The organism is Burkholderia stagnalis (assembly GCF_902830275.1).
Classification (GTDB): Bacteria; Pseudomonadota; Gammaproteobacteria; order Burkholderiales; family Burkholderiaceae; genus Burkholderia; species Burkholderia stagnalis.
Genome location: NZ_CADESW010000001.1, coordinates 331574 through 358003 on the forward strand (window position 1 = coordinate 331574; position 26430 = coordinate 358003).

The 26430-nt window shown below is 67.4% G+C and carries 22 protein-coding genes; 7 read left to right on the forward strand and 15 right to left on the reverse strand.

Features of this window, described 5'->3' with window-relative positions:
- Window positions 1-28 precede the first annotated feature (28 nt).
- From HWY45_RS01435 to HWY45_RS01460, 6 genes are all read right to left on the reverse strand, one after another.
- Entirely contained in the window at window positions 29-301 is a 273-nt protein-coding gene (locus tag HWY45_RS01435) for an FAD assembly factor SdhE (protein ID WP_031400668.1), read from the reverse strand.
- Between the two features lie 12 nt (window positions 302-313).
- The gene (locus tag HWY45_RS01440) at window positions 314-1015 is read right to left on the reverse strand and encodes a succinate dehydrogenase iron-sulfur subunit (protein WP_010089182.1); all 702 of its coding nucleotides are present in this window, start codon (window positions 1013-1015) and stop codon (window positions 314-316) included.
- A gap of 21 nt (window positions 1016-1036) precedes the next feature.
- Window positions 1037-2812 (reverse strand): succinate dehydrogenase flavoprotein subunit, encoded by a 1776-nt coding sequence (sdhA, locus tag HWY45_RS01445; protein ID WP_059566009.1) that lies wholly within the window; start codon window positions 2810-2812, stop codon window positions 1037-1039.
- 3 nt (window positions 2813-2815) lie between these two features.
- Window positions 2816-3184 carry a succinate dehydrogenase, hydrophobic membrane anchor protein gene (gene sdhD / locus HWY45_RS01450; protein WP_006487767.1) on the reverse strand — a complete coding sequence of 123 codons (369 nt, stop codon included), beginning with the start codon at window positions 3182-3184 and terminating at the stop codon, window positions 2816-2818.
- Window positions 3185-3187: 3 nt separating this feature from the next.
- A complete protein-coding gene (gene sdhC / locus HWY45_RS01455; RefSeq protein ID WP_059566008.1) occupies window positions 3188-3604 on the reverse strand; it encodes a succinate dehydrogenase, cytochrome b556 subunit in 417 nt (138 codons plus the stop codon).
- A gap of 172 nt (window positions 3605-3776) precedes the next feature.
- Entirely contained in the window at window positions 3777-4580 is an 804-nt protein-coding gene (locus HWY45_RS01460; protein WP_059566044.1) for a GntR family transcriptional regulator, read from the reverse strand.
- Between the two features lie 297 nt (window positions 4581-4877).
- Between HWY45_RS01460 and HWY45_RS01465 the strand changes: the two genes are divergently transcribed.
- The 6 genes from HWY45_RS01465 to HWY45_RS01490 all read left to right on the forward strand — a co-directional run bounded on the left by HWY45_RS01465 (window position 4878) and on the right by HWY45_RS01490 (window position 14339).
- Complete coding sequence (locus tag HWY45_RS01465) at window positions 4878-5861, forward strand: malate dehydrogenase (RefSeq protein ID WP_059566007.1); 984 nt, start codon at window positions 4878-4880, stop codon at window positions 5859-5861.
- A 182-nt stretch (window positions 5862-6043) separates the two neighbouring features.
- Window positions 6044-7048, forward strand: coding sequence for an HpcH/HpaI aldolase/citrate lyase family protein (locus tag HWY45_RS01470; RefSeq protein WP_059884315.1), 1005 nt, complete (start codon window positions 6044-6046; stop codon window positions 7046-7048).
- A 179-nt stretch (window positions 7049-7227) separates the two neighbouring features.
- Window positions 7228-7740, forward strand: a complete 513-nt coding sequence (locus HWY45_RS01475; protein ID WP_059566005.1) for a hypothetical protein — start codon at window positions 7228-7230, stop codon at window positions 7738-7740.
- A 23-nt stretch (window positions 7741-7763) separates the two neighbouring features.
- A complete protein-coding gene (locus HWY45_RS01480; RefSeq protein ID WP_059808582.1) occupies window positions 7764-9215 on the forward strand; it encodes a bifunctional 2-methylcitrate dehydratase/aconitate hydratase in 1452 nt (483 codons plus the stop codon).
- 52 nt (window positions 9216-9267) lie between these two features.
- A complete protein-coding gene (acnA, locus tag HWY45_RS01485; protein WP_059884316.1) occupies window positions 9268-11985 on the forward strand; it encodes an aconitate hydratase AcnA in 2718 nt (905 codons plus the stop codon).
- 620 nt (window positions 11986-12605) lie between these two features.
- Entirely contained in the window at window positions 12606-14339 is a 1734-nt protein-coding gene (locus tag HWY45_RS01490; RefSeq protein ID WP_059808586.1) for a S53 family peptidase, read from the forward strand.
- Between the two features lie 72 nt (window positions 14340-14411).
- Here the strand turns inward: HWY45_RS01490 and HWY45_RS01495 are convergent, their stop codons facing one another.
- From HWY45_RS01495 to HWY45_RS01510, 4 genes are all read right to left on the reverse strand, one after another.
- Window positions 14412-15251: an ABC transporter permease gene (locus HWY45_RS01495; protein ID WP_059566001.1), complete on the reverse strand. Its 840-nt coding sequence runs from the start codon at window positions 15249-15251 to the stop codon at window positions 14412-14414.
- A gap of 31 nt (window positions 15252-15282) precedes the next feature.
- Window positions 15283-16545 (reverse strand): ABC transporter permease, encoded by a 1263-nt coding sequence (locus HWY45_RS01500; protein ID WP_059566000.1) that lies wholly within the window; start codon window positions 16543-16545, stop codon window positions 15283-15285.
- Between the two features lie 107 nt (window positions 16546-16652).
- The gene (locus HWY45_RS01505) at window positions 16653-17699 is read right to left on the reverse strand and encodes an ABC transporter substrate-binding protein (protein ID WP_059565999.1); all 1047 of its coding nucleotides are present in this window, start codon (window positions 17697-17699) and stop codon (window positions 16653-16655) included.
- A 73-nt stretch (window positions 17700-17772) separates the two neighbouring features.
- Window positions 17773-18891, reverse strand: a complete 1119-nt coding sequence (locus tag HWY45_RS01510; protein WP_059884317.1) for an ABC transporter ATP-binding protein — start codon at window positions 18889-18891, stop codon at window positions 17773-17775.
- A 108-nt stretch (window positions 18892-18999) separates the two neighbouring features.
- Between HWY45_RS01510 and pdxR the strand changes: the two genes are divergently transcribed.
- Window positions 19000-20526: a MocR-like pyridoxine biosynthesis transcription factor PdxR gene (gene pdxR / locus HWY45_RS01515; RefSeq protein WP_059884318.1), complete on the forward strand. Its 1527-nt coding sequence runs from the start codon at window positions 19000-19002 to the stop codon at window positions 20524-20526.
- 24 nt (window positions 20527-20550) lie between these two features.
- Here the strand turns inward: pdxR and HWY45_RS01520 are convergent, their stop codons facing one another.
- The 5 genes from HWY45_RS01520 to HWY45_RS01540 form a co-directional block, all read right to left on the reverse strand.
- Complete coding sequence (locus HWY45_RS01520; RefSeq protein ID WP_059884319.1) at window positions 20551-21597, reverse strand: lipase secretion chaperone; 1047 nt, start codon at window positions 21595-21597, stop codon at window positions 20551-20553.
- Window positions 21598-21600: 3 nt separating this feature from the next.
- Window positions 21601-22695 carry a triacylglycerol lipase gene (locus HWY45_RS01525; RefSeq protein WP_059565995.1) on the reverse strand — a complete coding sequence of 365 codons (1095 nt, stop codon included), beginning with the start codon at window positions 22693-22695 and terminating at the stop codon, window positions 21601-21603.
- A gap of 231 nt (window positions 22696-22926) precedes the next feature.
- Window positions 22927-25065, reverse strand: a complete 2139-nt coding sequence (locus tag HWY45_RS01530) for a TonB-dependent copper receptor (RefSeq protein WP_059884320.1) — start codon at window positions 25063-25065, stop codon at window positions 22927-22929.
- Between the two features lie 80 nt (window positions 25066-25145).
- The gene (locus tag HWY45_RS01535; RefSeq protein WP_059884321.1) at window positions 25146-25511 is read right to left on the reverse strand and encodes a DUF2946 domain-containing protein; all 366 of its coding nucleotides are present in this window, start codon (window positions 25509-25511) and stop codon (window positions 25146-25148) included.
- A 159-nt stretch (window positions 25512-25670) separates the two neighbouring features.
- Window positions 25671-26207, reverse strand: coding sequence for a cytochrome b (locus tag HWY45_RS01540; protein ID WP_059808605.1), 537 nt, complete (start codon window positions 26205-26207; stop codon window positions 25671-25673).
- Between the last annotated feature and the right edge of the window lie 223 nt (window positions 26208-26430).

A 26430-nucleotide genomic window follows, 5' to 3' on the forward strand; every position in this document is an offset into this window, starting at 1 on the left:
ACGGGATTCGATAACGGGCGAAACGCGGTTACACGTTGCGCAGCATCTCCAACAGCCGGTGAATGTCCGGGCTGTCTAGGTCGCCTTCTGGTTCCTTGCGCGCGAGGAGCAAGTCCATCAGGTCGTTGTCGCTCAGATCGAGCAGGCGCGACAACGCGCCTACGTCTGCATCGGTGAGGTCATGCTCGTATCTGCCGAAGAAACGCTCGAAGATGATGTCGTTTTCCAGCAGACCCCGCCGCGCGCGCCAGCGAAGGCGCGCGCGGCGGTGCGGGTCGGATTGATGCGAATCGTCGCTCATTGCAACCCGGCCTTAAACCGCACGGCGAACCATCAGTTCCTTGATCTTGCCGATCGCCTTCGTCGGGTTGAGGCCCTTCGGGCACACGTCGACGCAGTTCATGATCGTATGGCAACGGAACAGACGGTACGGATCCTCGAGGTTGTCGAGACGCTCGCCGGTGGCGGTGTCGCGGCTGTCCGCGATGAAGCGGTAAGCCTGCAGCAGGCCGGCCGGGCCGACGAACTTGTCCGGGTTCCACCAGAAGCTCGGGCACGACGTCGAGCAGCTTGCGCACAGAATGCACTCGTACACGCCGTCGAGCTCGTCGCGTTCCTGCGGCGACTGCAGGCGCTCCTTCTCGGGCGGCGGCGCGTCGTTGATCAGGTACGGCTTGATCGAGTGGTACTGGTTGAAGAAGTGCGTCATGTCGACGATCAGGTCGCGCACGACGGGCAGGCCCGGTAGCGGGCGCAGCACGATCTTCTGCGGCAGGTCGTTCAGGTTCGTCAGGCAGGCGAGACCGTTCTTGCCGTTGATGTTCATCGCGTCCGAACCGCACACGCCTTCGCGGCACGAACGGCGGAACGACAGCGTCTCGTCGACGGCCTTCAGCTTGACCAGGGCATCCAGCAGCATGCGCTCGTGCTGGAGATCCAGTTCGTACGTCTGCATGCGCGGCGCTGCGTCCTTGTCCGGATCGTAGCGGTAGACTTCAAAAATGCGTTTTGCCATTTCAGATTCCTTTGATTCGGCTTAGAACGTACGGGCCTTCGGCGGTACGGACTCGACCGTCAGCGGTTTCATTTGAACGGGCTTGTAGTCGAGGCGGTCGCCTTCGCTGTACCACAGCGTGTGGCGCATCCAGTTCTCGTCGTCGCGGTGCTCGTAGTCGCTGTGCGCGTGCGCGCCACGGCTTTCCTTGCGGGCTTCCGCCGAGACCATCGTCGCGCGGGCGACTTCGATCAGGTTCTCCAGCTCGAGCGCTTCGACGCGCGCGGTGTTGAACACCTTCGACTTGTCCTTCAGGTGGATGTTTTCCACGCGTGCCTTCAGGCCGGCCATCTGGTCGACGCCTTCCTTCAGCAGCGCCGACGTGCGGAACACGCCTGCGTGCTTCTGCATCGTCGCGCGGATGTCGTTCGCGACGTCCTGCGTGTATTCGCCCGACGTCGACTTGTCGAGCTTGTTCAGGCGCGCCAGCGAGAATTCGCCTGCGTCGGCCGGCAGCGGCTTGTGATCGCGCTGGTTCTTCACGTGCTCGACGATGTGGTTGCCGGCCGCGCGGCCGAACACCACGAGGTCGAGCAGCGAGTTCGTGCCGAGGCGGTTCGCGCCGTGCACGGACACGCACGAGCATTCGCCCACTGCGTAGAAGCCGTTGATCGGCTCCTTGTGGTCGCGCGACGTGCCCACGACCTGGCCGTGGATGTTGGTCGGGATGCCGCCCATCTGGTAGTGGATGGTCGGGACGACCGGGATCGGTTCCTTGATGCAGTCGACGTTCGCGAACTTCAGCGCGATTTCGCGGATCGACGGCAGACGCTTCATGATCGTCTCGGCGCCGATGTGCGACAGGTCGAGCAGCACGTGGTCCTTGTTCGGACCCACGCCGCGGCCTTCCTTGATTTCCTGGTCCATCGAGCGCGACACGAAGTCACGCGGCGCCAGATCCTTCAGCGTCGGCGCGTAGCGCTCCATGAAGCGCTCGCCGTTCGCGTTGCGCAGGATGCCGCCTTCGCCGCGCACGCCTTCGGTGATCAGCACGCCCGCGCCGGCCACGCCGGTCGGGTGGAACTGCCAGAATTCCATGTCCTGCAGCGCGATGCCCGAGCGGGCCGCCATGCCGAGGCCGTCGCCGGTATTGATGAACGCGTTGGTCGACGCCGCGAAGATCCGGCCTGCGCCGCCCGTCGCGAACAGCGTCGTCTTGCCTTCGAGGATGTAGACGTCGCCCGTTTCCATTTCGAGGGCCGTCACGCCGAGCACGTCGCCGTCCGCGTCGCGGATCAGGTCGAGCGCCATCCATTCGACGAAGAACTGCGTCTTCGCCGCGACGTTCTGCTGGTACAGCGTGTGCAGCAGCGCGTGACCGGTACGGTCGGCAGCCGCGCAGGCGCGCTGCACCGGCTTCTCGCCGTAGTTCGCGGTGTGGCCGCCGAACGGGCGCTGGTAGATCGTGCCGTCCGCGTTGCGGTCGAACGGCATGCCGAAGTGCTCGAGTTCGTACACGACGTTCGGCGCTTCACGGCACATGAACTCGATCGCGTCCTGGTCGCCGAGCCAGTCGGAGCCCTTGATCGTGTCGTAGAAGTGGTAGTGCCAGTTGTCTTCGCTCATGTTGCCGAGCGACGCGCCGATGCCGCCCTGTGCGGCGACCGTGTGCGAGCGGGTCGGGAACACCTTCGACAGCACGCAGACCGACAGGCCCGCGCGCGACAGTTGCAGCGCCGCGCGCAAACCGGAGCCGCCCGCGCCGACGATCACGACGTCGAACTTGCGACGCGGGAGGGAATTTTTGATTGCAGCCATTCTTTACACTCTCCAGAGAATCTGCGCGGCGTAGCCCGCACATGCGAGCAGCCAGACGATGGTCAGCGATTGCAGCAGCAGGCGCACACCGACGGGCTTCACGTAGTCCATCCAGATGTCGCGCACGCCGACCCATGCGTGGTAGAAGAGGGAGAGCAGCATCACGAAGGTCGCGAGCTTCATCCATTGCGCGGCGAAGATCGATGCCCAGCCTTCGTACGAGAAATCATGCGCGCCGAAGAACAGCACCAGCAGGATGACCGTGTAGACGGCCATGATCGTGGCCGTCACGCGTTGCGCGAGCCAGTCGCGCAGGCCGTAGTGTGCGCCGACGACGAGGCGCTTCGAGCCGATTCGGTTGTTGGCTGCCATTTCTTAGAATGCTCCGAACAGTTTGAGGGCCATGGCGATCGTGAGGGCGATCGAGACGACGAACACGACGACGGCCGTCTTCTTGCCGCTTTCCTTCGTGACCGCGTCGTGGTTGACGTCCATCAGCAGGTGACGGATGCCGGCGCAGAAGTGATGGAAGAACGCCCACGACAGCGCGAGGACGATCAGCTTGACGACGATGTTGGAGAGGAAGAACTTGAAGCCTTCGAAGCTGAGCTCGGAGGTGAGGCTCTGGTCGAAGAGGAACAGCAGGAACGGCAGGAACAGGAACAGCAGCGCGCCGCTGACTCGATGGAGAATCGACAAGATCGCTGCCAGCGGCATGCGATATTTCATCGTGATATCGCCGAATCCGATGTTCCGGTATTCCGGCCTCGGCTTTCTTACTGCGTCAGTCATGCTAGACCCCTACTTATGTTGTCACACTAATCCGCAATTTTAGCGCCTTTTTATATCGCGCTGCAGCGAAAACCTGCTCAGGATCGTTACGCGACACGGAATAAAGGCGGCCCGAAACATGCTTCGCGCTACATGGGGATGGCGAATGCATCCGGCGTGAGCCACTTCATTTCTAGCTCAAGTCGTTCTGATAGTAGTACCCGGTGGTGACGTACCAGCCGCGGCGCACTTCCACGGGCCGATCGCCGTACGTGTACGACACGCGCTCGACCGACAGCAGCGGGAAGCCCGGCGGCACGTGCAGCAGGTCGGCCACCGCCGGCTCCGCGGCCACCGCGCGGATCTTCTCCGACGCGCGGATCATGCGGGTGCCGAACTCCGTCTCGAACATCGCGTACAGCGGCCCCTTGTACTCGCTCAGCCGCTCGAACGTGAGCCCGCGAAACATCGCGCCCGGCAGCCAGATCTCGTCCAGCACCGTCGCCTCGTTCTCGAACTCCAGCAGGCGGCGCACCTGCACCACCGGGTCGGCCGGCTTCAGGTCGAGCTGGCGGGCGATCTCGGCCGGCGCGCGCATCCGCCGGCACTCGAGCAGGCGGCTCACGTGCGCGTGCTCCGCGCCGTCGTCGGCGAGCAGGCGCAGGAAGCGGAATTGCGCGCGGTCTTCATTGTGCGTCGCAACAAACGTGCCCTTCCCCTGCCGGCGAACCACCAGGTTTTCCGCGGCCAGCTCGTCGATCGCCTTGCGCACGGTGCCCTGGCTGACCTTGTAGCGGGCCGCGAGCTCCACCTCGCTCGGGATGATCTCGCCCGGCTTCCATTCGCCCGTTTCCAGGCTCTGCGTGATCAATGCCTTGATCTGCTGGTATAAAGGGCTGAACGTCGGCGACGGCGCCGGCGCGACCTCGGCCGCGCCCGGCTGCCCTGGGCCGCCTGCGCCGGTCGGATTCGCGTTGTTCGCCTGGTTCGATGTCATGGCGCGCATTTCATCACAAACCCAGGTTTTTCGTCCACTCAAATTCCGCAAAACATCTGTCTTATATAAGACATATGATACTGTTTGACTTTGGGCCCGTCGGCTCCTACACTCCGGGGCGAGCAAGGGTTCGCGAGTCGCACGGCGCGCCCCCGGCCACGTGCCTCGGCCCGTCTCCAGGTCACCGCGCAAGCAACCGCGAGTCCTCCGCCCTGCTTCAATGCAACGCTTCGCATAACGCGCATAGAATGGCGTTTTCACGAGCATCCCTCGCTTCACCCGTCCTGGAGATTTTCAATGGCTAAGCCCGCTAAGCGCGTTGCCGTCACCGGCGCCGCAGGTCAAATCGCTTACTCGCTGCTGTTCCGCATCGCGAACGGCGACCTGCTCGGCAAGGACCAGCCGGTCATCCTGCAACTGCTCGACCTCCCGCAAGCCCAAGCCGCCGTCAAAGGCGTCGTGATGGAACTGGACGATTGCGCGTTCCCGCTGCTCGCGGGCGTCGTGATCACCGACGATCCGAAGGTCGCGTTCAAGGACGCCGACGTCGCGCTGCTGGTCGGCGCCCGTCCGCGCTCGAAGGGCATGGAGCGCAAGGACCTGCTGTCGGCGAACGCCGAGATCTTCACGGTCCAGGGCGCGGCCCTGAACGAAGTCGCGAGCCGCGACGTGAAGGTGCTGGTCGTCGGCAACCCGGCCAACACGAACGCGTACATCGCGATGAAGTCGGCGCCGGACCTGCCGAAGAAGAACTTCACGGCGATGCTGCGCCTCGACCACAACCGCGCGCTGTCGCAGCTCGCGGCCAAGTCGGGCAAGCCGGTCGCTTCGATCGAGAAGCTCGCCGTGTGGGGCAACCACTCGCCGACGATGTACCCGGACTTCCGCTTCGCGACCGCCGAAGGCGAATCGCTGCTGAAGCTGATCAACGACGACGTGTGGAACCGCGACACGTTCATCCCGACCGTCGGCAAGCGCGGCGCGGCGATCATCGAAGCGCGCGGCCTGTCGTCGGCAGCGTCGGCGGCGAACGCGGCGATCGACCACGTGCGTGACTGGGTGCTCGGCACGAACGGCAAGTGGGTCACGATGGGCATCCCGTCGGACGGCTCGTACGGCATCCCCGAAGACATCATCTACGGCGTGCCGGTCGTGTGCGAAAACGGCGAGTACAAGCGCATCGAAGGCCTGGAAATCGACGCGTTCTCGCGCGAGAAGATGGACGGCACGCTGGCCGAGCTGCTCGAAGAGCGCGACGGCGTCGCTCACCTGCTGAAGTAAGCAGGCGCCGGCCGGGCAGCCCTTGGGCTGCCCGGCCTCGGCGCGGGGCGGCGGCGGCTGCCGCCCCGCCCCCCGATCCGATCCGGATGCGTTTTGCCGCGTGCGCGGTGCGCCGCGCAGGCCCAGAACGTGCCCGAATCCGATTTTCTCCACGTTGGCCCGCCTCCTTGACGTAGAAGAAGATGTCCGCGCTCACTCCTGCCGAAGTGCTGTACGACGGGGCGTCCCCGCCCGCGATCCTGCCATGCTGCGACCACTATGCGGGCAGCGAGAAGCTGATGCGCAAGTCGCTCGCGCTGCAGGCCGAACTGGGCCCGGTGTTCGACATCACGCTCGATTGCGAGGACGGCGCGGCCGTCGGCCAGGAAGCCGCGCACGCGGAGCGGGTCGCCAGCCTGCTCGGCAGCGCCGAAAACCGCTTCGGGCGGGTCGGCGCGCGGATCCACGACTTTTCCCACCCGCACTGGCGCGACGACGTGCGCATCATCCTGCGCGCGGCGCGCCCGCCGGCCTACCTCACGCTGCCCAAGATCGCCAACGCCGCCGACGCGGCCGAGATGTGCGCGTTCATCGAGGGCACGCGCCGCGAGCTCGGCATCGCGCAGCCGATTCCGGTCGACGTGCTGGTCGAAACCCACGGCGCGCTCGCGCACGCGGCCGCCCTCGCCGCGCTGCCGCTGGTCGGCACGCTGAGCTTCGGCCTGATGGATTTCGTTTCCGCGCACCACGGCGCGATTCCCGACACCGCGATGCGCTCGCCCGGCCAGTTCGAGCACCCGCTCGTGCGCCGCGCGAAGCTCGAGATCGCCGCGGCCTGCCATGCGCACGGCAAGACGCCGTCGCACAACGTGACGACCGAGGTGCGCGACATGGGCGTCGTCGCGAACGACGCGCGCCGCGCGCGCGACGAGTTCGCGTTCACGCGGATGTGGAGCATCCACCCGTCGCAGATCCGGCCGATCGTCGACGCGTTCGCGCCGCGCACCGACGAAGTCGCGCTCGCCGCCGAGATCCTGCTGGCCGCGCAGGCCGCCGACTGGGGCCCGACGCGCCACGGCGACACGCTGCACGACCGCGCGAGCTACCGCTATTACTGGTCGGTGCTGCGCCGCGCGCGGGCGACCGGCCAGGCAGTGCCCGCCGAGGCCGCGCCGCTGTTCGGCAAGGCCGCCGCGCCCGGGGCGTGAATCGGCCATCTGGTTGCCAATCGACAAAAAACGTAACGGAGCCCGAAAACCTGAAATATGCGTGGCCAAATAGGTGAAAATAGCGGCCGCTGCGCGCTTCCGGGGCGCGTGCAGTTCAATCCGGCCGGCTGCCTGACGCTGCCGGCCTTGTCAACTGATTTTCGAAAGGTTCTGACTCCATGAAGAAACTCCTGATCGCTACCGCCATCGGCGCCCTGTCCGCCACGATGCTGGTGTCGGCTCCGAGTGCGTTTGCCCAGGAAGCGGGCACGACCGCGAAGAAGGCAACGGCCAAGCGCCCGGCACCGGCCAAGCGCATCATCCCGCGCAGCAAGAAGGCGAAGGCCGCCGCCGCCGCGAAGGTCGATTCGGTGCCGGAAGGCGCAACCAAGTGGTCGTGCAAGGAAGGCCTGTCGTTCGACCTCGCCGGCGACATGAAGCGTGACCAGGTGATCACGGTCCACTGGGCGAAGAAGAACTACAAGCTGCCGCGCCAGGCAACGACGACGGGCGCGGACACGTTCTACGATCCGGCCGCGGGCTTCAAGCTGGTCGTGATCCCGACCAAGGCGATGCTGTTCAGCGACGCGAACGGCGGCGAGCGCCTCGCGGACGAGTGCGTGACGCCGGAAATGGCGCAGGGCTCGCCGGCGCCGACGCAGTCGAACGAGCTGAAGCCGGTCACGAACTAAGCGCGTTCCCCCCAGGCGCCTCGATGCCCGCCCCGGTCTCCAACGTCCGCCCCGCCCCGGATACGGTACTCGTCGACATCGTCGACTACGTGCTGAACACCGCGGCCGACAGCCCGCTCGCGCGGGAGACGGCGCGACATTGCCTGATCGACACGCTCGGCTGCGGGCTCGAGGCGCTGTCCTACCCCGCGTGCACCAAGCTCCTGGGGCCCGTCGTGCCGGGCACGATCGTGCCGAACGGCGCGAAGGTGCCCGGCACGGCGTTCCAGCTCGATCCGGTCCAGGCCGCGTTCGACATCGGCGCGATGGTGCGCTGGCTGGACTTCAACGACACCTGGCTCGCCGCCGAATGGGGGCATCCGTCCGACAATCTCGGCGGGATCCTGGCGACGGCCGACTGGCTGTCACGCACCGCCATCGCCGCCGGCAAGCCGCCGCTCGCGATGCGCGACGTGCTCACCGCGATGATCAAGGCCCACGAGATCCAGGGCTGCATCGCGCTCGAGAATTCATTCAACCAGGTCGGGCTCGACCACGTGCTGCTCGTCAAGGTGGCGTCGACCGCCGTGGTCGGCCAGCTGCTCGGGCTCACGCGCGACGAGCTGCTGAACGCGGTGTCGAACGCGTTCGTCGACGGCCACGCGCTGCGCACCTACCGCCACGCGCCGAACACGGGTTCGCGCAAGTCGTGGGCGGCCGGCGACGCCACGTCGCGCGCGGTGCGCCTCGCGCTGATCGCGAAAACCGGCGAGATGGGCTACCCGTCGGCGCTCACCGCGCCGACCTGGGGCTTCTACGACGTGCTGTTCAAAGGGCAGCCGTTCCGCTTCCAGCGCCCGTACGGCACGTACGTGATGGAAAACGTGCTGTTCAAGATCGCGTTCCCCGCCGAATTCCATGCGCAGACGGCCGCCGAAGCGGCGCTGCAGCTGCACGCGCAGCTCGCCGCAGCGGGCCGCACGACCGACGACATCCGCCGGATCACGATCCGCACGCACGCGGCCGCGATCCGCATCATCGACAAGCAGGGGCCGCTCGCCAACCCGGCCGACCGCGACCACTGCATCCAGTACATGGTCGCGGTGCCGCTGCTGTTCGGCCGGCTGACGGCGGCCGACTACGAGGACGCGGTCGCGGCGGACCCGCGCATCGACGCGCTGCGCGCGAAAACCGTGTGCGTCGAGGATCCGCAGTTCACGAAGGATTACCACGATCCGGACAAGCGATCGATCGCGAATGCGCTGACGATCGAGTTCGCGGACGGATCGACGCTTGCCGAAGTGGCGGTCGAATACCCGATCGGCCACCAGCGACGCCGCGCCGACGGCATCCCGCTCCTGGTCGAGAAGTTCAGGACCAACCTCGCCCGCCGCTTCCCGGCAAAGCAGCAACAAGCGATTCTCGACGTGTCGCTGGACCAGGCAAAGCTCGAAGCGATGCCGGTCAATGAGTACGTCGATCTGTATGTGATATAGCCGTCATCTACAGGACTCTTTGTTTCCTAGACTTGAACCCAGGAAAATCACCATGGCCCACAATCTCCACAAGACCCTCAAGGAATTCGACAGCGGTTCCGGCAAAGGCAAGTTCTACTCGCTGCCGCAGCTCGGCAAGGAACTGAAGACGAAGATCGAGCGCCTGCCGGTGTCGATCCGGATCGTGCTCGAGTCCGTGCTGCGCAACTACGACGGCAAGAAGATCACCGAGGAGCACATCGAACAGCTCGCGAACTGGAAGCCGGCGGACAAGCGCGTCGACGAGATTCCGTTCGTCGTGTCGCGCGTCGTGCTGCAGGACTTCACGGGCGTGCCGCTGCTCGCCGACATCGCGGCCATGCGCGGTGTGGCGAAGCGCGCGGGCAAGAACCCGAAGAAGATCGAGCCGCTGGTCCCGGTCGATCTCGTCGTCGACCACTCGGTCCAGATCGACTACTTCGCGCAGAAGGACGCGCTCGACCTGAACATGAAGCTGGAATTCCAGCGCAACAACGAGCGCTACCAGTTCATGAAGTGGGGCATGCAGGCGTTCGACACGTTCAAGGTCGTGCCGCCGGGCATCGGCATCGTCCACCAGGTGAACCTCGAGTACCTCGCGCGCGGCGTCCACCAGAAGAAGGACGCGGACGGCACCGTCTACTACCCGGACACCCTCGTCGGCACGGACAGCCACACGACGATGATCAACGGCATCGGCGTGGTCGGCTGGGGCGTGGGCGGCATCGAGGCGGAAGCCGGCATGCTCGGCCAGCCGGTGTACTTCCTGACGCCGGACGTCGTCGGCGTCGAGCTGAAGGGCCAGCTGCGCGAAGGCGTGACGGCCACCGACCTGGTGCTGACCATCACCGAGATGCTGCGCAAGGAGAAGGTCGTCGGCAAGTTCGTCGAGTTCTTCGGCGAAGGCACGAAGTCGCTCTCGCTGCCGGACCGCGCGACGATCGCGAACATGGCCCCGGAATACGGCGCGACGATGGGCTTCTTCCCGGTCGACGAGAAGACGATCGACTACTTCAAGGGCACGGGCCGCACGAAGGCGGAAATCGCCGCGTTCGAGAACTACTTCAAGGCGCAGGGCCTGTTCGGCATTCCGAAGGCCGGCGACATCGACTACACGAAGACGCTGACGCTCGACCTGCTCACGGTCGCCCCGTCGCTGGCCGGCCCGAAGCGCCCGCAGGACCGCATCGAGATCGGCAACGTCAAGTCGACGTTCACCGACCTGTTCTCGAAGCCGGTCGCGGAAAACGGCTTCGCGAAGAAGGCGGACGACCTGAACACGCAGTACACGACGAGCAACGGCGTGGACGTGAAGAACGGCGACGTGCTGATCGCCGCGATCACGTCGTGCACGAACACGTCGAACCCGAGCGTGCTGCTGGCCGCGGGCCTGCTCGCGAAGAAGGCCGTCGAAGCCGGCCTGACCGTCGCACCGCACATCAAGACGTCGCTCGCGCCGGGATCGCGCATCGTCACCGAATACCTGACGAAGACGGGCCTGCTGCCGTACCTGTCGAAGCTCGGCTTCGAAGTCGCGGCCTACGGCTGCACGACCTGTATCGGCAACGCGGGCGACCTGACGCCGGAACTGAACGAAGCGATCGTCAAGAACGACATCGTCGCGGCGGCCGTGCTGTCGGGCAACCGCAACTTCGAGGCGCGCATCCACCCGAACATCCGCGCGAACTTCCTGGCATCGCCGCCGCTGGTCGTGGCCTACGCGATCACCGGCAACATCACGCGCGACCTGATGACCGAACCGGTCGGCCAGGGCAAGGGCGGCAAGGACATCTACCTCGGCGACATCTGGCCGACGAGCGAGGAAATCCACGCGCTGCTCAAGTACGCGCTCGATCCGAAGAAGTTCGAGGACAACTACTCGAAGCTCACCAAGAAGGGCGACCTCTGGAGCAAGATCGAAGGCGAATCGGGCCAGGTCTACGACTGGCCGAAGTCGACCTACATCGCGGAGCCGCCGTTCTTCGGCACGGAATTCTCGATGGAGCCGGCCGACGCGATCGTCACGGTCAAGGGCGCGCGCGCGCTCGGCATCTTCGGCGATTCGGTCACGACCGACCACATCAGCCCGGCAGGCTCGATCAAGGAAGATTCGCCGGCCGGCAAGTGGCTGAAGGAGAACGGCGTGCAGAAGGCCGACTTCAACAGCTACGGCTCGCGCCGCGGCAACCATGACGTGATGATGCGCGGCACGTTCGCGAACGTCCGGATCAAGAACCTGATGATCCCGGCGAAGGCCGACGGCACGCGCGTCGAAGGCGGCCTGACGATCCACCAGCCGAGCGGCGAACAGCTGTCGATCTACGACGCGGCGATGAAGTACGTCGATGCGGGCACCCCGACCGTCGTGTTCGCGGGCGAAGAGTACGGCACCGGCTCGTCGCGCGACTGGGCGGCCAAGGGCACGCAGCTGCTCGGCGTGAAGGCCGTGATCGCCCGCAGCTTCGAGCGGATCCACCGTTCGAACCTGGTCGGCATGGGCGTGCTGCCGCTGCAGTTCAAGGGCTCGGACAGCATCCAGTCGCTCGGCATCACCGGCGACGAGACGTTCGACATCGAAGGCCTGGGCGACGACTTCAAGCCGCAACAGGACGTCACGCTCGTGATCCACGGCAAGAACGGCGAAACGAAGCGCGTGCAGGTGCTGCTGCGCATCGATACGCCGATCGAAGTCGACTATTACAAGCACGGTGGTATCCTGCCGTTCGTGCTGCGCTCGCTGCTCGCAGCGTAAGCGCCTGCTTTTGCAGGTGCCGTGGCCGCTTCGGCGGCTGCGGCCGATTTGGAAGCCCGGCCTCGCGCCGGGCTTTTTTTCGTCCGCGCCGGAAATAGAGCGTTCGCTCTAAAGCGGGCGCGCGACGCCCGATCCGAAAGCCGCCTGCAAGACTATCGCGCGCGCTGTTCCACCATTCGGCACAACCCGGGCGGCATCGGCCGGTTTCCCGCGCGCGGGACGTCCCGCGCCGCTGCGGCGGCGGCCTGCCGCCGCGCCACTGACCACATAGTGCGCGGCGGCGTTGCGAGCGCAATGCCCGGCGCGCACCGATCGCCTGCGTTGCGTGCGCCGCTGTAACAGGTGGGCCGCCGCCGCGACGAATCCGCCGCCTGCCTCAACGGCACACGCGCTGCCCGCATTCACGCAATCGCCGCACGCAGCCGCACGCCGGCCGCCCGGCCGAACCGCCCTGCCCGCCATGCCGGCGACGCCCCCGCGGCCGGGATCCTTGTCAGATCTGACAGCTGGGAAATCTGGCAGCTACTTGCGGCACATCGACGCCCTACGCTCGTCTCCGCTCGCGGCCCCACAAGGGCCGGGGGTCCCAACCAAGTCGTCTTTCCTCATAAGGACACCCGATGAAACGGAATGCCTGGTTTTCGCTTCCCCTCCCGTCTCCGCGCCTGCTCGCGTGCGTGGGGCCGCTGTTGCTCGCCGCCGGCGCCGCGCACGGCGCGACGGACTGGGTCGACACGCATACGAAGGCCTTTCTGACCGGCCCGCAGCTGCTGGCGCGCAGTGCGGCGCCGTCGCTCGAACTGGCCGCGGGCGAAACGACCAACGTCGTCGTGAGCCTGAAGCTGCGCAACGCCGCGCAGCTCAAGCAGCTCGCCCGCGACGTCAGCCGGCCCGGCAGCGCGCATTACCGTCAGTTCCTCACTCACGAACAGTTCCTCGCCGACTACGCGCCGACCGACGCGCAGGTCAAGACGGTCGTCGACTATCTGCGCAAGAGCGGCTTCGTCAACATCGAGGTCGCGCCGAACCGGCTGCTCGTGTCCGCGAGCGGCACGGCCGGCACGATCAAGACCGCGTTCAACACGTCGCTCGTGCACTTCCAGTACGCGGGCCGCTCGGGCTTCGCGAACGCGTCCACCGCGCAGGTGCCGCGCGCGCTCGGCGACGTCGTCGGCTCGGTGCTGGGGCTGCAGAACGTCGCGCGCGCCCATCCGCTGCTGCGCATCGGCAACGTGTCGAAGCCGACGCCGCTCGCCGCCGGCACGGCAACCGGCCACTATCCGAAGGAATTCCCGGGCCTGTACAACGCGACCGGCGTGCCGACCGCGGCCGGCGTGACGGTCGGCATCATCACGATCGGCGGCGTCGCGCAGACGCTGCGCGACCTGAAGACCTTCACGTCGAGCAACGGCTACGGCACGGTGTCGACGCAGACCGTCAAGACCAACGGCACCGGCGGCACCTACAGCGACGACCAGGACGGCCAGGGCGAATGGGACCTCGACAGCCAGTCGATCGTCGGCGCGGCGGGCGGCCAGGTCGGCAAGCTGGTGTTCTACATGGCGGACCTGAACGCGTCGGGCAACACCGGGCTCACGCAGGCGTTCAACCGCGCGGTGTCGGACAACACGGCGAAGGTGATCAACGTGTCGCTCGGCTGGTGCGAGACGGATGCGAACGCCGACGGCACGCTCGACGCCGAGGAGCAGATCTTCACGACGGCGGCCGCGCAGGGCCAGACGTTCTCGGTGTCGTCCGGCGACGAAGGCGTGTACGAGTGCAACAACCGCGGCTATCCGGACGGCGCGAACTACACGGTGTCGTGGCCGGCCTCGTCGCCGCACGTGCTCGCGATCGGCGGCACGACGTTGTACACCACCTCCTCGGGCGCGTTTTCGAACGAGACGGTATGGAACGAAGGGCTCGACGGCAACGGCAAGCTGTGGTCGACGGGCGGCGGCGTCAGCACGATCCTGCCGGCCCCGTCGTGGCAGTCGGGCAGCAACCGCCAGCTGCCGGACGTGTCGTTCGACGCCGCGCAAAGCACCGGCGCGCTGATCTACAACTACGGCCAGCTTCAGCAGATCGGCGGCACGAGCCTGTCCGCGCCGCTGTTCACGGGCTTCTGGGCGCGCATTCTCGCGGCGAACGGCACGGGCGTCGGGTTCCCGGCCGGCAACTTCTACAGCGCGGTTCCGTCGCACCCGTCGCTGGTCCGCTATGACGTCGTGTCCGGCAACAACGGCTATCAGGGCTATGGCTACAAGGCCGCCACGGGCTGGGATCTGACGACCGGCTTCGGCAGCCTGAACATCGCGAACCTGAACCAGCTGGTCAAGTCGGGCGGGTTCTGAGCGATGCGTGACGCATGACGCGTGGGTATGACGAACGGCGCGCGGCCCACCCGGCCGCGCGCCGTTTGCCCGTCAGGACACCGCGCGCCGCGCATTGCGCCCGCGCAGCCATTCGAGCGCGAGCAGCAGGCTCGTCGAGAAGATGATCAGGATCGTCGCGAGCGCGGCGATCGTCGGGCTGATGTTCTCGCGGATGCCGGTGAACATCTGGCGCGGCAGCGTCGTCTGATCGGCGCCGGCGAGGAACAGCGTGACCACCACCTCGTCGAACGACGTCGCGAACGCGAACAGCGCGCCCGACATCACGCCCGGCGCGATCACCGGCAGCGTCACGCGGAAGAACGTCGTGACCGGATTCGCGCCGAGCGACAGGCTCGCGCGCACCAGGTTGTGATTGAAGCCCTGCAGCGTCGCGGCCACCGTCGTGACGACGAACGGCACGCCGAGCGCCGCGTGCGCGGCGATCAGCCCCGTATAGGTGTTCGCGAGGCCGAGCGGCGCGAAGAACAGGTACATCCCCACCCCGACCACGACCACCGGCACGATCATCGGCGACAGCAGCACCGCCATCAGCAGCCCCTTGCCGCGGAAGTCGGCCTTGGTGAGCCCGATCGCCGCGAGCGTGCCGAGCACGGTCGCAACCACGGTCGCCGACGGCGCGACGATGAAGCTGTTCTTCGCGGCCATCCGCCACTCGTCCGACGCGATCAGGTTCTCGTACCAGCGCATCGAGAAGCCCGGGATCGGATACACGAGGAACGTGCTCGACGAGAACGACAGCGGCACGATCGCGAGCACCGGCAGGATCAGGTACAGCAGCGTCAGCACGACGAGCACGCGCAATGCGACGTACCACGCGCGCTCGACGAACGACATGTGCGGCGCGAACAGCGGCCTGGCGAGCAGTTTCATGTTCGGATTCCCCTTCCCTTGTTCCCGCGGCTCAGCCGAGGCTCACGTTCGAGCGCGTGAAGCGGTTGTAGATCGCGTACAGCACGAGCGTCGCCGCGAGCAGCAGCCCGCCGAGCGCACACGCCATGCCCCAGTTGATCGTCACGTTGGTGAAGTACGCGACGTAGTAGCTGACCATCTGGTCGTTCGGCCCGCCGAGCAGCGCGGGCGTGATGTAGTAGCCGATCGCGAGGATGAACACCAGCAGCGCGCCCGCGCCGATGCCCGGATAGGTCTGCGGCACGTACACGCGCCAGAACGCGGCGAACGGATGGCTGCCGAGCGACACGGCCGCGCGCTGGTAGGTCGGCGGAATCGCCTTCATCACGCTGTACAGCGGCAGGATCATGAACGGCAGCAGGATGTGCGTCATCGAGATGTACACGCCTACGCGGTTGAACAGCAGCGCGAGCGGCTGCGCGATCAGCCCGCTGCCGATCAGCGCCTTGTTGACGAGCCCTTCGCTCTGCAGCAGCACGATCCACGCGGCGACGCGCACCAGCACCGAGGTCCAGAACGGAATCAGCACGAGGATCATCACGAGGTTCGCGCGGCGCTCCGACAGCGTCGAGATCCAGTACGCGAGCGGATAGCCGAGCAGCAGCGCGAACAGCGTCACCGCGACGCCGATCACGAGCGTGCGGCCGAAGATCGCGAGGTAGATCGACTGGTCCGGATCGGCCTGCACGAGGTTGCCGAAGCCGTCCTGCTTGTGATCGAGCGCGGCGAGCAGGTAGAACGGCGAGTACGCGCTGCCGTTCTTCGCGATCGCCTGCCAGTACGTGGCGTCGCCCCAGCGCGCATCGAGCTCGACGAGTTTCGCGCGCTGCTGCGCGGGCGACAGCGCCTGGCCGTCGTCGCCCTTGAGCGGCATCGCGCGCGCCGTCTTCGCGACGAGCGAGCGGTAGCCGGGAATCTCGGTGTTGAGCCGCCGCGCGAGCGCGCCCATCGCCTCGCTGTCCGCCACCCGTGTCATGTCGGCGGCAAGCGCCGCATACGCGGCATCGGCGGGCGGCGCCTTGCGGTCCCAGCCGGACAGCGCGGCCACCGTCTTCGGCAGCGCGGTCGCGATTTCCGGGTTCTGCACCGCGCGCGTGAGCAGCGCGCCGATCGGCACGACGAAGATGAGCAGCACGAACAGCGCGAGCGGCGCGACCAGCAGCAGCGCCATCGCGCGCTTGCGGGATTCGGCGGCCTTCAGCTCACGTTTCAGCGCGGCAGTCGACGGCGTCGACGAAGAGGAAGCGATCGTCATGGTATTCAACGGTTCTCTCCGGCCGGACCAGGGGCCGGCGGCATGCCGCGCGACGCGTCGTGTTGCGCTCGCGTCGCGCGGCCGGTTGCGTCAGGCCTGCAACGCGATCACTTCGACGCCCATGCGGAGAAGCGCTGTTCGAGCTCGTCGCTGTGGTCGGTCCAGAACCCGATGTCCTGCAGCACCGCGTTCTTGCCGTTGCTCGGCGAGTTCGGCAGGTTCGCGAGCGTCTTCGCGTCGAGCGCCTTGATCGCGGCGATGTTGGCCGGGCCGTACGAGATGTGCTGTGCGTAGTCCTGCTGCGGCTTCGGCGTCAGCGAGTACGCGATGAACTTCTCGGCGAGCGCCTTGTTCGGCGTGCCCTTCGGAATCGCCCAGTAGTCGAGGTCGTAGATGCTGCCGTTCCACACCACCTTCAGGTTCTTGCCTTCCTTCTGCGCGGCGCTGATGCGGCCGTTGTACGCGGTCGACATCACGACGTCGCCGGCCACCAGGAACTGCGGCGGCTGCGCGCCCGCCTCCCACCACTGGATGTTCGGCTTCAGCTCGTCGAGCTTCTTGAACGCGCGGTCCTGGCCGGCCTTCGTGCCGAGCACCTTGTAGACGTCCTTCGGCGCGACGCCGTCGGCCATCAGCGCGAATTCGAGGTTGTAGCGCGCGCCCTTGCGCATGCCGCGCTTGCCCGGGAATTTCTTCACGTCCCAGAAATCGGCCCAGCTCGTCGGCGCGGTCTTCAGCTTGTCAGCGTTGTACGCGAGCGCGGTCGACCACACGAAGAAGCCGACGCCGCACGTTTGCGGCGATTCCGGAATCAGCTCGGACTTCTTCGCGATCTTCGACCAGTCGAGCTTCTCGTACAGGCCCTCGTCGCAGCCGCGGTTCAGGTCGCCCGATTCGACCTCCACCACGTCCCAGTTGACGTGCTTGGCCTCGACCATCGCCTTCACCTTCGCCTGCTCGCCGTTGTATTCGACGGCGGTCACCTTGGTGCCCGTCGACTTCTCGAACGGCTGGTTGAACGCGACCTTCTGCGCATCGCCGTTCGCGCCGCCGAAGTTGACGACCGTGATCTCGGCCGCCGATGCCGACGCGCCGAATACCGCCAGCGCCAGCGCGAACGCGGTGCGGCGTGCGGTAAAGCTTGCTCGATTCATGATGGTTCCTATCGTGGTGGAAGTGAGCCGTTGTTATTGACGACGTACTGTGGGAAAAATCGTGAAACCGCGCTTACGCGAACACGCGCAGGTGCTCGGGCGCGAACGCGAGCCCGACCGGCGCGCCGGGCGCGAACGCGTCGAGCGCGCCGGTGCCGAGCGGCACCTTGACGAAGCATTCGTCCTGCCCCGGCACCGCGCAGCGCATGCGCACGTGGTCGCCGAAGTAGATGAGGCTGCGCGCCTCGCCGGTCAGCAGGTTCGCGGCCGCGCCGTTCGCATGGCCATTCGTATGACCATTCGCGGCATGCGGCGCGAGATTCATGCGCTCCGGACGGATGCACGCGACCGCGTCCGCGCCGGCCACGGCATTGCCGACGTTGCGGCCGACGAGCCTGGTGCCGTCGCCGAGGCGGAATTCGCAGAATTCGCCGTCGACGCGCGCGATCGTGCCGCGCAGCCGGTTGCTGTCGCCGATGAAGTTCGCGACGAATTCGTTGCACGGCGATTCGTACAGGCGGTCGACGGTGTCGAGCTGCTGCACGATGCCCTTGTCGAACACGGCGACGCGGTCCGACATCGTCAGCGCCTCGCCCTGGTCGTGCGTCACGTACACGAACGTCACGCCGAGCTTTTCATGCAGCGCCTTCAGCTCGTACTGCATGTGCTCGCGCAGCTGCTTGTCGAGCGCGCCGAGCGGCTCGTCCATCAGCACGAGCTGCGGCTCGAACACGAGCGCGCGGGCCAGCGCGATGCGCTGCTGCTGGCCGCCCGACAGCTGCGCCGGGTAGCGCTTCGCGAAGCGTTCCATCTGCACCATCTTCAGCGCATGCGCGACGCGCTCGGCGCGCTCGCCGGCCGGCAGCTTGCGTACCGTCAGCGGATACGCGACGTTCTGCTCGACGGTCAGGTGCGGGAACAGCGCGTAGTTCTGGAACACCATGCCGATGTTGCGCTTGTGCGGCGGCACGTTGTTCAGCAGCTCGCCTTCCAGGCGGATCTCGCCGCCCGTCGGGAACTCGAAGCCGGCCAGCATCATCAGGCAGGTGGTCTTGCCCGAGCCGGACGGCCCGAGCAGCGTCAGGAATTCCCCGCGGCGGATATCCAGGTCGAGCGATTTGACGACGAGCGTCTCGCCGTCGTAGGTCTTCCGCACACCGCGAAAGCTGACGATCACTTCATCGGTCTTCATCGAGGCTGTCCCCTTGCAACGCGACACGCATTATTGAGATGCAGACGACTATACGGCTGGCACGGTTCTATACTAGGGAACCATTTCAATATTCCTAGTAGGACCACTTTGGATACCGTGATCCTTGCCGACTGGCTTGCCGCGCGCATCGACCGCAGCTCGTCCGAGCCGATGTACCGCCAGTTGCTGCAGCTGATGCAGCAGGCGATCCTGACCGGAGAATTGGGGCCAGGCACCAAGCTGCCCAGTTCGCGCACGCTGGCCACCGACCTGTCGATCGCGCGCAATACCGTGCTGCATGTGTACGACCAGCTCACCGCCGAGGGCTACGTGCTGACGACCACCGGCAGCGGTACCTATGTCGCCGACACGCGCCCGGACGCCGCGGCGATGCACGCGCCGGGCGCCACGCCGCCGCCGCCCGCGAACGGCGCGGCAGCGCCGCAGGACGGCGCGCAGGGCGGCCTGTCGATGCGCGGCCGCCAGTTGATCGAACATGCGGGCGTGTCGCGTCGCCAGTGGGGTGCGTTCATGCCGGGCGTGCCGGACGTGTCGGAATTTCCGAGCCGCACATGGAGCCGCCTGCAGGCGCGGCTATGGAAGGAGGCGAACCCGGAGCTGCTGACCTACGCGCCGGGCGGCGGCTACCGGCCGCTGCGGCGCGCGCTCGCCGATTACCTGCGCGTCGCGCGCTCGGTGAAGTGCTCGCCGGACCAGGTGATCATCACGACCGGCATCCACCAGTCGATCGATCTCGCCGTGCGCCTGCTGTCCGACATCGGCGATCGCGCGTGGGTCGAGGAGCCGTGCTACTGGGGCGTGCGCAGCGTGCTGCAGGCGGCCGGGCTGACGCTCGCGCCGGTGCCGGTCGACCAGGAAGGGCTCGACCCGCGCGCGAGCGACCTGCAGCATCCGCCGCGGCTCGTGCTCGTCACACCGTCGCACCAGTATCCGCTCGGCATGGTGATGAGCCTCGCGCGGCGCCGGATGCTGCTCGAATACGCGCGGCAGACCCGCTGCTGGATCATCGAGGACGACTACGACAGCGAGTTCCGCTACGGCAGCCGCCCGCTCGCGTCGCTGCAGGGGCTCGACGACGGCGGCCGCGTGATCTACGTCGGCAGCCTCGGCAAGATGCTGTTCCCGGGCCTGCGGATGGGCTATATGGTCGTGCCGGAGCATCTCGTCGACACGTTCCGCACCGGTTTGTCCGAGCTGTACCGCGAGGGCCAGCTGATGCAGCAGGCCGTGCTCGCGGAATTCATCATGGACGGCCACCTGACCTCGCACGTGCGGCGCATGCGCACGCTGTACGGCGAGCGCCGGCAGCTGCTGATCGATGCGATCCATGCGCGGTTCGGCGACGCACTGCCGGTGATGGGCGACGAAGCCGGCCTGCATCTCGTGCTGGGCCTGCCCGATGCGTGCGACGATCGCGCGGTCACGCAGAGCGCGTTCGACGCGGGGGTGATCGTGCGGCCGCTGACGAGCTACTACAGCCAGGCCGACGCCGCACGGCCGGGCCTGCTGCTCGGCTATGCGTGCGTCGCGCACGAAAGCATCGGCCCCGCGTTCGACACGCTCGCGGCGACGATCGAGCGCCACCTGCCGTCACGCATGACGCGCGCGGCGTGAAGCCGCGCGCGCCGCTGCAGCGGCCTACTGCGCTGCCGCTGCGGCTGCCGCGCCGCGGTCGAGCGACGCCGCGCGCACCGCGTCGCCCGGTTTCGTGAACATGCGCTGGCGCAACGCCGCGATCTCCGCGTCGCGCTCCTGCGACGTCAGCCCCAGCGCGACGATCTGCGCGCGCTGCGCCGCATAGTCCGCGTAGCGGCGCTGCCACGCGTCGTCGTCCTGCTGCATGCGCGCGACGCGCTCCGCGACTTCCGGGCCGAGCGTCTGGGTCAGTTGCGCGCGCATCGCGTCCGGCGTCGCACCCGATTTCTGCAGCTGCGCAATCTGCGCGATCGCGGCCTGCTGCTGCGCGACGCGCTGCCGCTCCGCGCGCGCGTCGGGCGGCAATTGCTGTTCGAGTGCAGCGAGCCGCTCCGCCTTCTGCGCATCGGTCAGCGTGCGATCCTGCGCGATCTTCAGCCGCGCGAGGTCATAGCGCTGCCGCCATTGCTCCGCGCCGAAGAACGGCTCGTTCCACTCGCCGAGCGCGCGACGCGCGATCGACGCGCGCTGGTCGAGCGCGAGCTGCAGCGTGGCGAGGTCGGACTTGTCGGCCACCGCACCCGCGCCCGGCAGCTTCGCCAGTTCGGCCAGGTACACGCGATACCGGTGCCACACGTCGAGCGCCTCCACCTGCGCGACGGTGCCGTCGAGCTGCGCGGCGACCTCGCGTGCGACCAGTGCGTCGAGCGCAGGCGCGTTCAGGTCGCTTTGCGCGGTCAGGCAATAGTCGAAGAAATCGCGCACCGCGCGCGTTTTCGCCAGATGGCCGCCCGGATCGAGCGGCAGCCGCGGCGCGCTCGATCCGGCCAGCGGCGTCGGCAGGCCCGCGCCTGCGCTTGCGGCAACCGGCTGCGCCGCCGCGAGCGTGCCGGCGGACGCGACTGCATCCGCCGGTGCGCGAGGCGCCGCCGCGTCATGCCGCAACGCGATGCCGCGCCCGATCCACACGCCGCCCGCGACGACCAGCGCCACGGCGGCGGCCGTCACGACGCGCCGCGTCAGCGGCGCGCGTTCGTCACGTGCCGCCATCGGTCAAACGCCCGCGAGCTTGAGGCGGTTCGCATGCGTGCGGATCACCGCGACCGGGTCTTCCGCGTAGGCGCCGCGCACGCCGAGGAGCTGGTTGATCTCGTCGACGTGGTTCCACTTGTAGCGCGTGCTCAGCACCTGTCCGAACAATGCGCTGCACTTCGACACGACGCCGTCGTTCTCGCCCGAGCCGCGATTGACCATCACGGTGCCGCTGCCGAGCAGCGCGAGCGTCGACGCGTCGAGCGCATTCGCCGGATCGACGACCGGAATCGTGCTCGTGTCCGTCGCGCCCGTCACGCCCAGCGCCGAAAACGTCGGCTGGATCGCGGTGCCGGCCCACGAATACAGCAGGTGCGTATTGCCGCCCACCGTCTCCGTCGGCGCGCCGGTCTGGCACGAGCCGGGCGCGCCGAGGCCCGCGCTCGGATAGTTCTGGTTATAGGTCGCGGCCCGCGCCGTGGTCAGCGTCTGCAGCGCGGCGAGCGCGTCCTGGTTGGTGTTGTGCGTGCTGTTCGTCAGCGCGCCGAACACATTGACGAACGCCGCGATCACCGTCGACGACAGCCCGGTCGGATCGTAGGCCAGCACGCCCTGCACGAAATCGGCGAACTCCGAGCCGCGATGCGGCGTGCCGATCGTCGTCACCGACGCGACGAGCTCCGGCGCGACGGCCGCGACGTAGCGCGAACTCAGGCCGCCCTGGCTGTGGCCGATCAGGTTGACCTTGGTCGCGCCGGTTTGCGCGAGCACCTGCTTCACGTACGCGAGCAGTTGTTCGCCGCGGCCGTTCGGGCCGTCGTCGCTCTGGAAGCCCGACAGGTTCGCGACGTACACGTTCGCGCCGCGCTGCTGCAGGTCCTGCTGGATGCCGTAAAAATAATCGAGCACGCCCGCGTACTTGTCGGTGCCCGTCAACCCGTGCACGAGAATGATCGGATAACGCGTCGCCGCATAGTCGTCGGCCGGCGCGGTCGCCGCCACCGCCGCGCGCGTGGTCGCGGCCGTCGCGAGCGCGGTCATGCCCGCGAACGGCGCGGCGCTCATCGCGCATGCCACTACCCCTGCCACCACCCTGGAACGCATTGCTCTGGCCATGCTTTTCTCCTGTTATTGGTGCTGCTGGTGCGAGAGAGATTGCCTCGACGCGCCGGCGCCCTCGTGCGCGGCGCGTCGAATGCGGGAGTGAAACATGACTGACGAATGTTTGTGCCCCCGTTAGATACGGTTCTCTAGTCGGTTGACGCGAGCGGCCGAAACCGGCGGGGCATCTCCCGTGCATGCGTTTGCTGCGTCGCACACACGGGATGCGCGCCATTCATGCGCCGCTCACATCTTCGCGCTGACCCGCACCCACGCGGTACGGCCCGGCTCGTTCACGGGGGTCCTGGCCGGATAGCCGAAGCCCGCGTTGCCGGCGAGGTTCAGGTGCTCCGTATAAGCCTTGTCGAGCACGTTGTCGACGCCCACCGACACCTGCACGGTCTTGCTCACGTTGTATTGCGCGTGCAGCGACAGCACGCCGAAGCCCGCGCTCGAACCGAAGTCCTTGCCGACCACGTTGCCCTGGTTCAGCGCATAGCGATGCTGCGGTGCAACGACCCGCCACAACCCGCCCGCCGACCACGCGCCGCGCGTGTATTCGAGCCCGAAGCGCGCCTCGAGCGGCGGCATCTGCGGCAGCGGGTCGCCGCTCGTCGCGTTGCGTCCCCATGCATACGCGAGCGACGTCTCGACGCGCAGCGGCGCGACCGGCCGCCACGCGAGCCCGGCCTCGCCGCCCATGATCTGCGCGTTGACGTTGGTCGACTGCGTGGTCATCCCCATCTTGCCGGCCGCGTAGTTGAACAGGATGTAGTCCTGCACGTAGCCCGCGTAGCCGGACACCCACGCGTCGAGCTTGTCGCCGCGGTACTGCGCGCCGATGTCGAGCTGCGTGGTCTTCTCGGGCTGGACCGCAGAGAACGCATTGACCGCGCCGTCCGGCCCGCGCTTCGCGGAGAACAGCTCCCAGTAGTCGGGGTAGCGCTCCGTATGGCCGATGCCCGCATACCACGTGACCGGCAGCGCCGCAAGATCGCGTTCGTAGCGGACGAAGCCGCTCGGCAGCACGCGCGAGCGGTTGTCGTCGAAGGTCGGGTTCGCCTTGCTCATCATGCCGCCGGTCGTCGGCCGCTTGTCGCGTGCGCTCGCATAGTCGACGCGCGCGCCGCCGATCACGCGCGACGCATCGCTCGCATACCAGGTCAGCTCGCCGAACGCGCCCGCGTTCCACATCGTCGCCTGCGCGTCCCACGGCTGGTCCCCGTAGCTCTGCCGCCCCATCGCCCCGCGCGAATCGAGCCGGTTCGACTGCGCGTCGACGCCCGTCACCAGCTTGAAGTCGCTGCCGAAACGGAACGTCGCCGCGGCGCGCGCGCCGAACGTGCGGCGCCGCACCTCCGACGCCATCCGCATCGGCATGCTGCTCGTCGGGTCGGGCTGCCGCAGCGTGTAGTTGTCCATCACGTGGTCGGCTTCGTTGTAGTACACGCGCGCCTCGATGCGCTCGAGCACGTCGCCGATGTGCCGCTTGTCGAACGACAGGCCGAACGTCTCGCGGCGGAAATGCGCGCCGTCCATTCCGCGCCCCGCGTAGCGCGCATAGCCGTCGCCCCCGCCGGCCGTCAGCTCGACGCGCGTGTGGTCGTCCGGCGTCCAGCCGAGCGCCGCGTCGGCATTCCACTTGTCCCACTGTGACGGCACGGTGCGGCCGTTGCCGTCCTTGTAGTCGTCGGAATGCGCGTGGTTCGCGGTCACGCGGCCGTACACGTCCGGCGTGCCGGCCGTCACGTCGAGGTTCTGGTCGTTGCGCCCGAACGAGCCGCCGACGACGCTGCCGTCGAAGCGCATGCCGGGCTTGTCGAAGCGCGGCGTCACGCGCTCGAACAGCACCGTGCCGGCCGATGCGCCCGGCCCGTACAGCACCGTCTGCGGCCCCTTCACCACCGTCACCTTGTCGTAGCTTTCCGGCGCGATGTACGACGTGGGCGCATCCATCCGGCCCGGGCACGCGCCGAGCGTCGGCATCCCGTTCGCGAGGATGTTGAGCCGCGAGCCGAACATGCCGCGCAGCACCGGGTCGCCGTTCGTTCCGCCGCTGCGGATCGACGTGAAGCCGGGAATCGTCTTCAGGTAGTCCGCGCCGTCGCTGGCGGGCAGCGGCTGGCGCGGCTTCTTCGGATCGGTGACGACGACGAGCGGCGTCGTCAGCGGCGACGCGACGACCTCGACCGGCGGCAGCATCTCGGCCACGCCGGCCGGTGCGGCCGCCGCCGTATCGGCTGCGCGTGCAGCGTCGGTGGCCGCGCTGGCGGCCGTCATCGCGCTGGCGGCCAGCGCGGGCATCGTGAGTTTCAACATCAGCGGCAGGCGCCGCATACCGGCATTGCGCGGCGACGGTTGCGCGCGCAATTGAAAAATTGTCATGATCAAAGCCCGAGTAACGCCCTCCACGCGATCGTCGGATCGCACGGATATCGGCGGAAAGAAGAACGAGGAGAACCGCGTCAGGCGTTCACGGGCGGCGCGCGCGGGTACGCACGCGGATAGCGGCCGACGCGGGCCGCGACGGCGACGGGCGCGGCCGCGGATGCATCGGCGAGGAAGGCGGTGGGAAGCGGCGCGGCGGTGACGCCGCCGAGCGCCGGGGTATGCGTGAAGAAGCTGCAGTAGCCGCACGCATCGAGATGCAGTGCGTGATGCGCGCGATCCGCGCCCGGCGCGCGATGCCCGCCATGCTCTGCACTGCAGACAATCGCGTCGGGTGTCGACGCCTGCGCGACGCGCCATTGCGACACCAGTGGCGCGGCAATCGCGAACCAGATCGCGAGCATGCCCAGCCAGGCAGTCAGTGTGCGATGTCGGTTCGGCATGCGGGGTGTCGAGTAAGCGGAATGTAAAAGCAGACCGGATGTTACAGAATGTTCAGCGCCATGACCAGCCCGCGCGGGCCCGCCAATGCACGGGGGCGCATGGTTGTTCGTGCAACCATGCGCCCCCGGGGTGCGACGCAGCGGAGGAGCCGGCGCGGCTCACGGCGCCATGCGCTTGAGCATGCCGTCCCGCAGGAAGAAGTGGTGATAGAGCGCGGCGAGCGCATGCAGGCCGATCACGAAATAGAACGCGTTGCCGATCAGCTCGTGCGCGTCCTTGATGGCCGGCCGCAGCGCCTTGTCGGGCCCGAACAGCGTGAACGAGACGCCGAGCCAGTCGAGCGACACCGGCTTGCCGCCGAGGTTGATCATCATGATGCCCAGCAACGGCTGCGCGATGATGAACGCATACAGCGCGAGGTGCGTGAGCTTCGCGAGCCATTGCAGCAGCGCGGGCTGCGGCACCGGCGCCGGCGCGCGGCTGGCCGCTCGCCAGACGATCCGCAGCACCGACAGCACCAGCACCAGCGCGCCCGCGGTGAGATGCACGTTCATCCAGAACACGCGGCTGTCGCTGCCCTTCGGCCCGCGGATCTCGATCGCCAGATAGGCGAGCGCCACGAGCAGGAAGATCGCCCAGTGAAAGAAGATCGTGGGCGTGCTGTATCGCGCCTGTCTGGCGAGGATGTTTCTCATGCGTGGTCTCGTCTCGTATGCGGGGATGGGGCCGATGCCGTGGACGCAGGCCAGCGCCCGGCATGATGCAGCGATTGTAGCGGCACGGGTGGCGGGTTTGGACCGACGCGATCAAATATCCGACGATATTGCCGCGCCGTTGCGCGCACGAAGGCGACGCGGAAACACGCGACGCGCGGGCGCGACTGTGGCACGATGGAAACTTGTTTGCGTCGATGTCGTG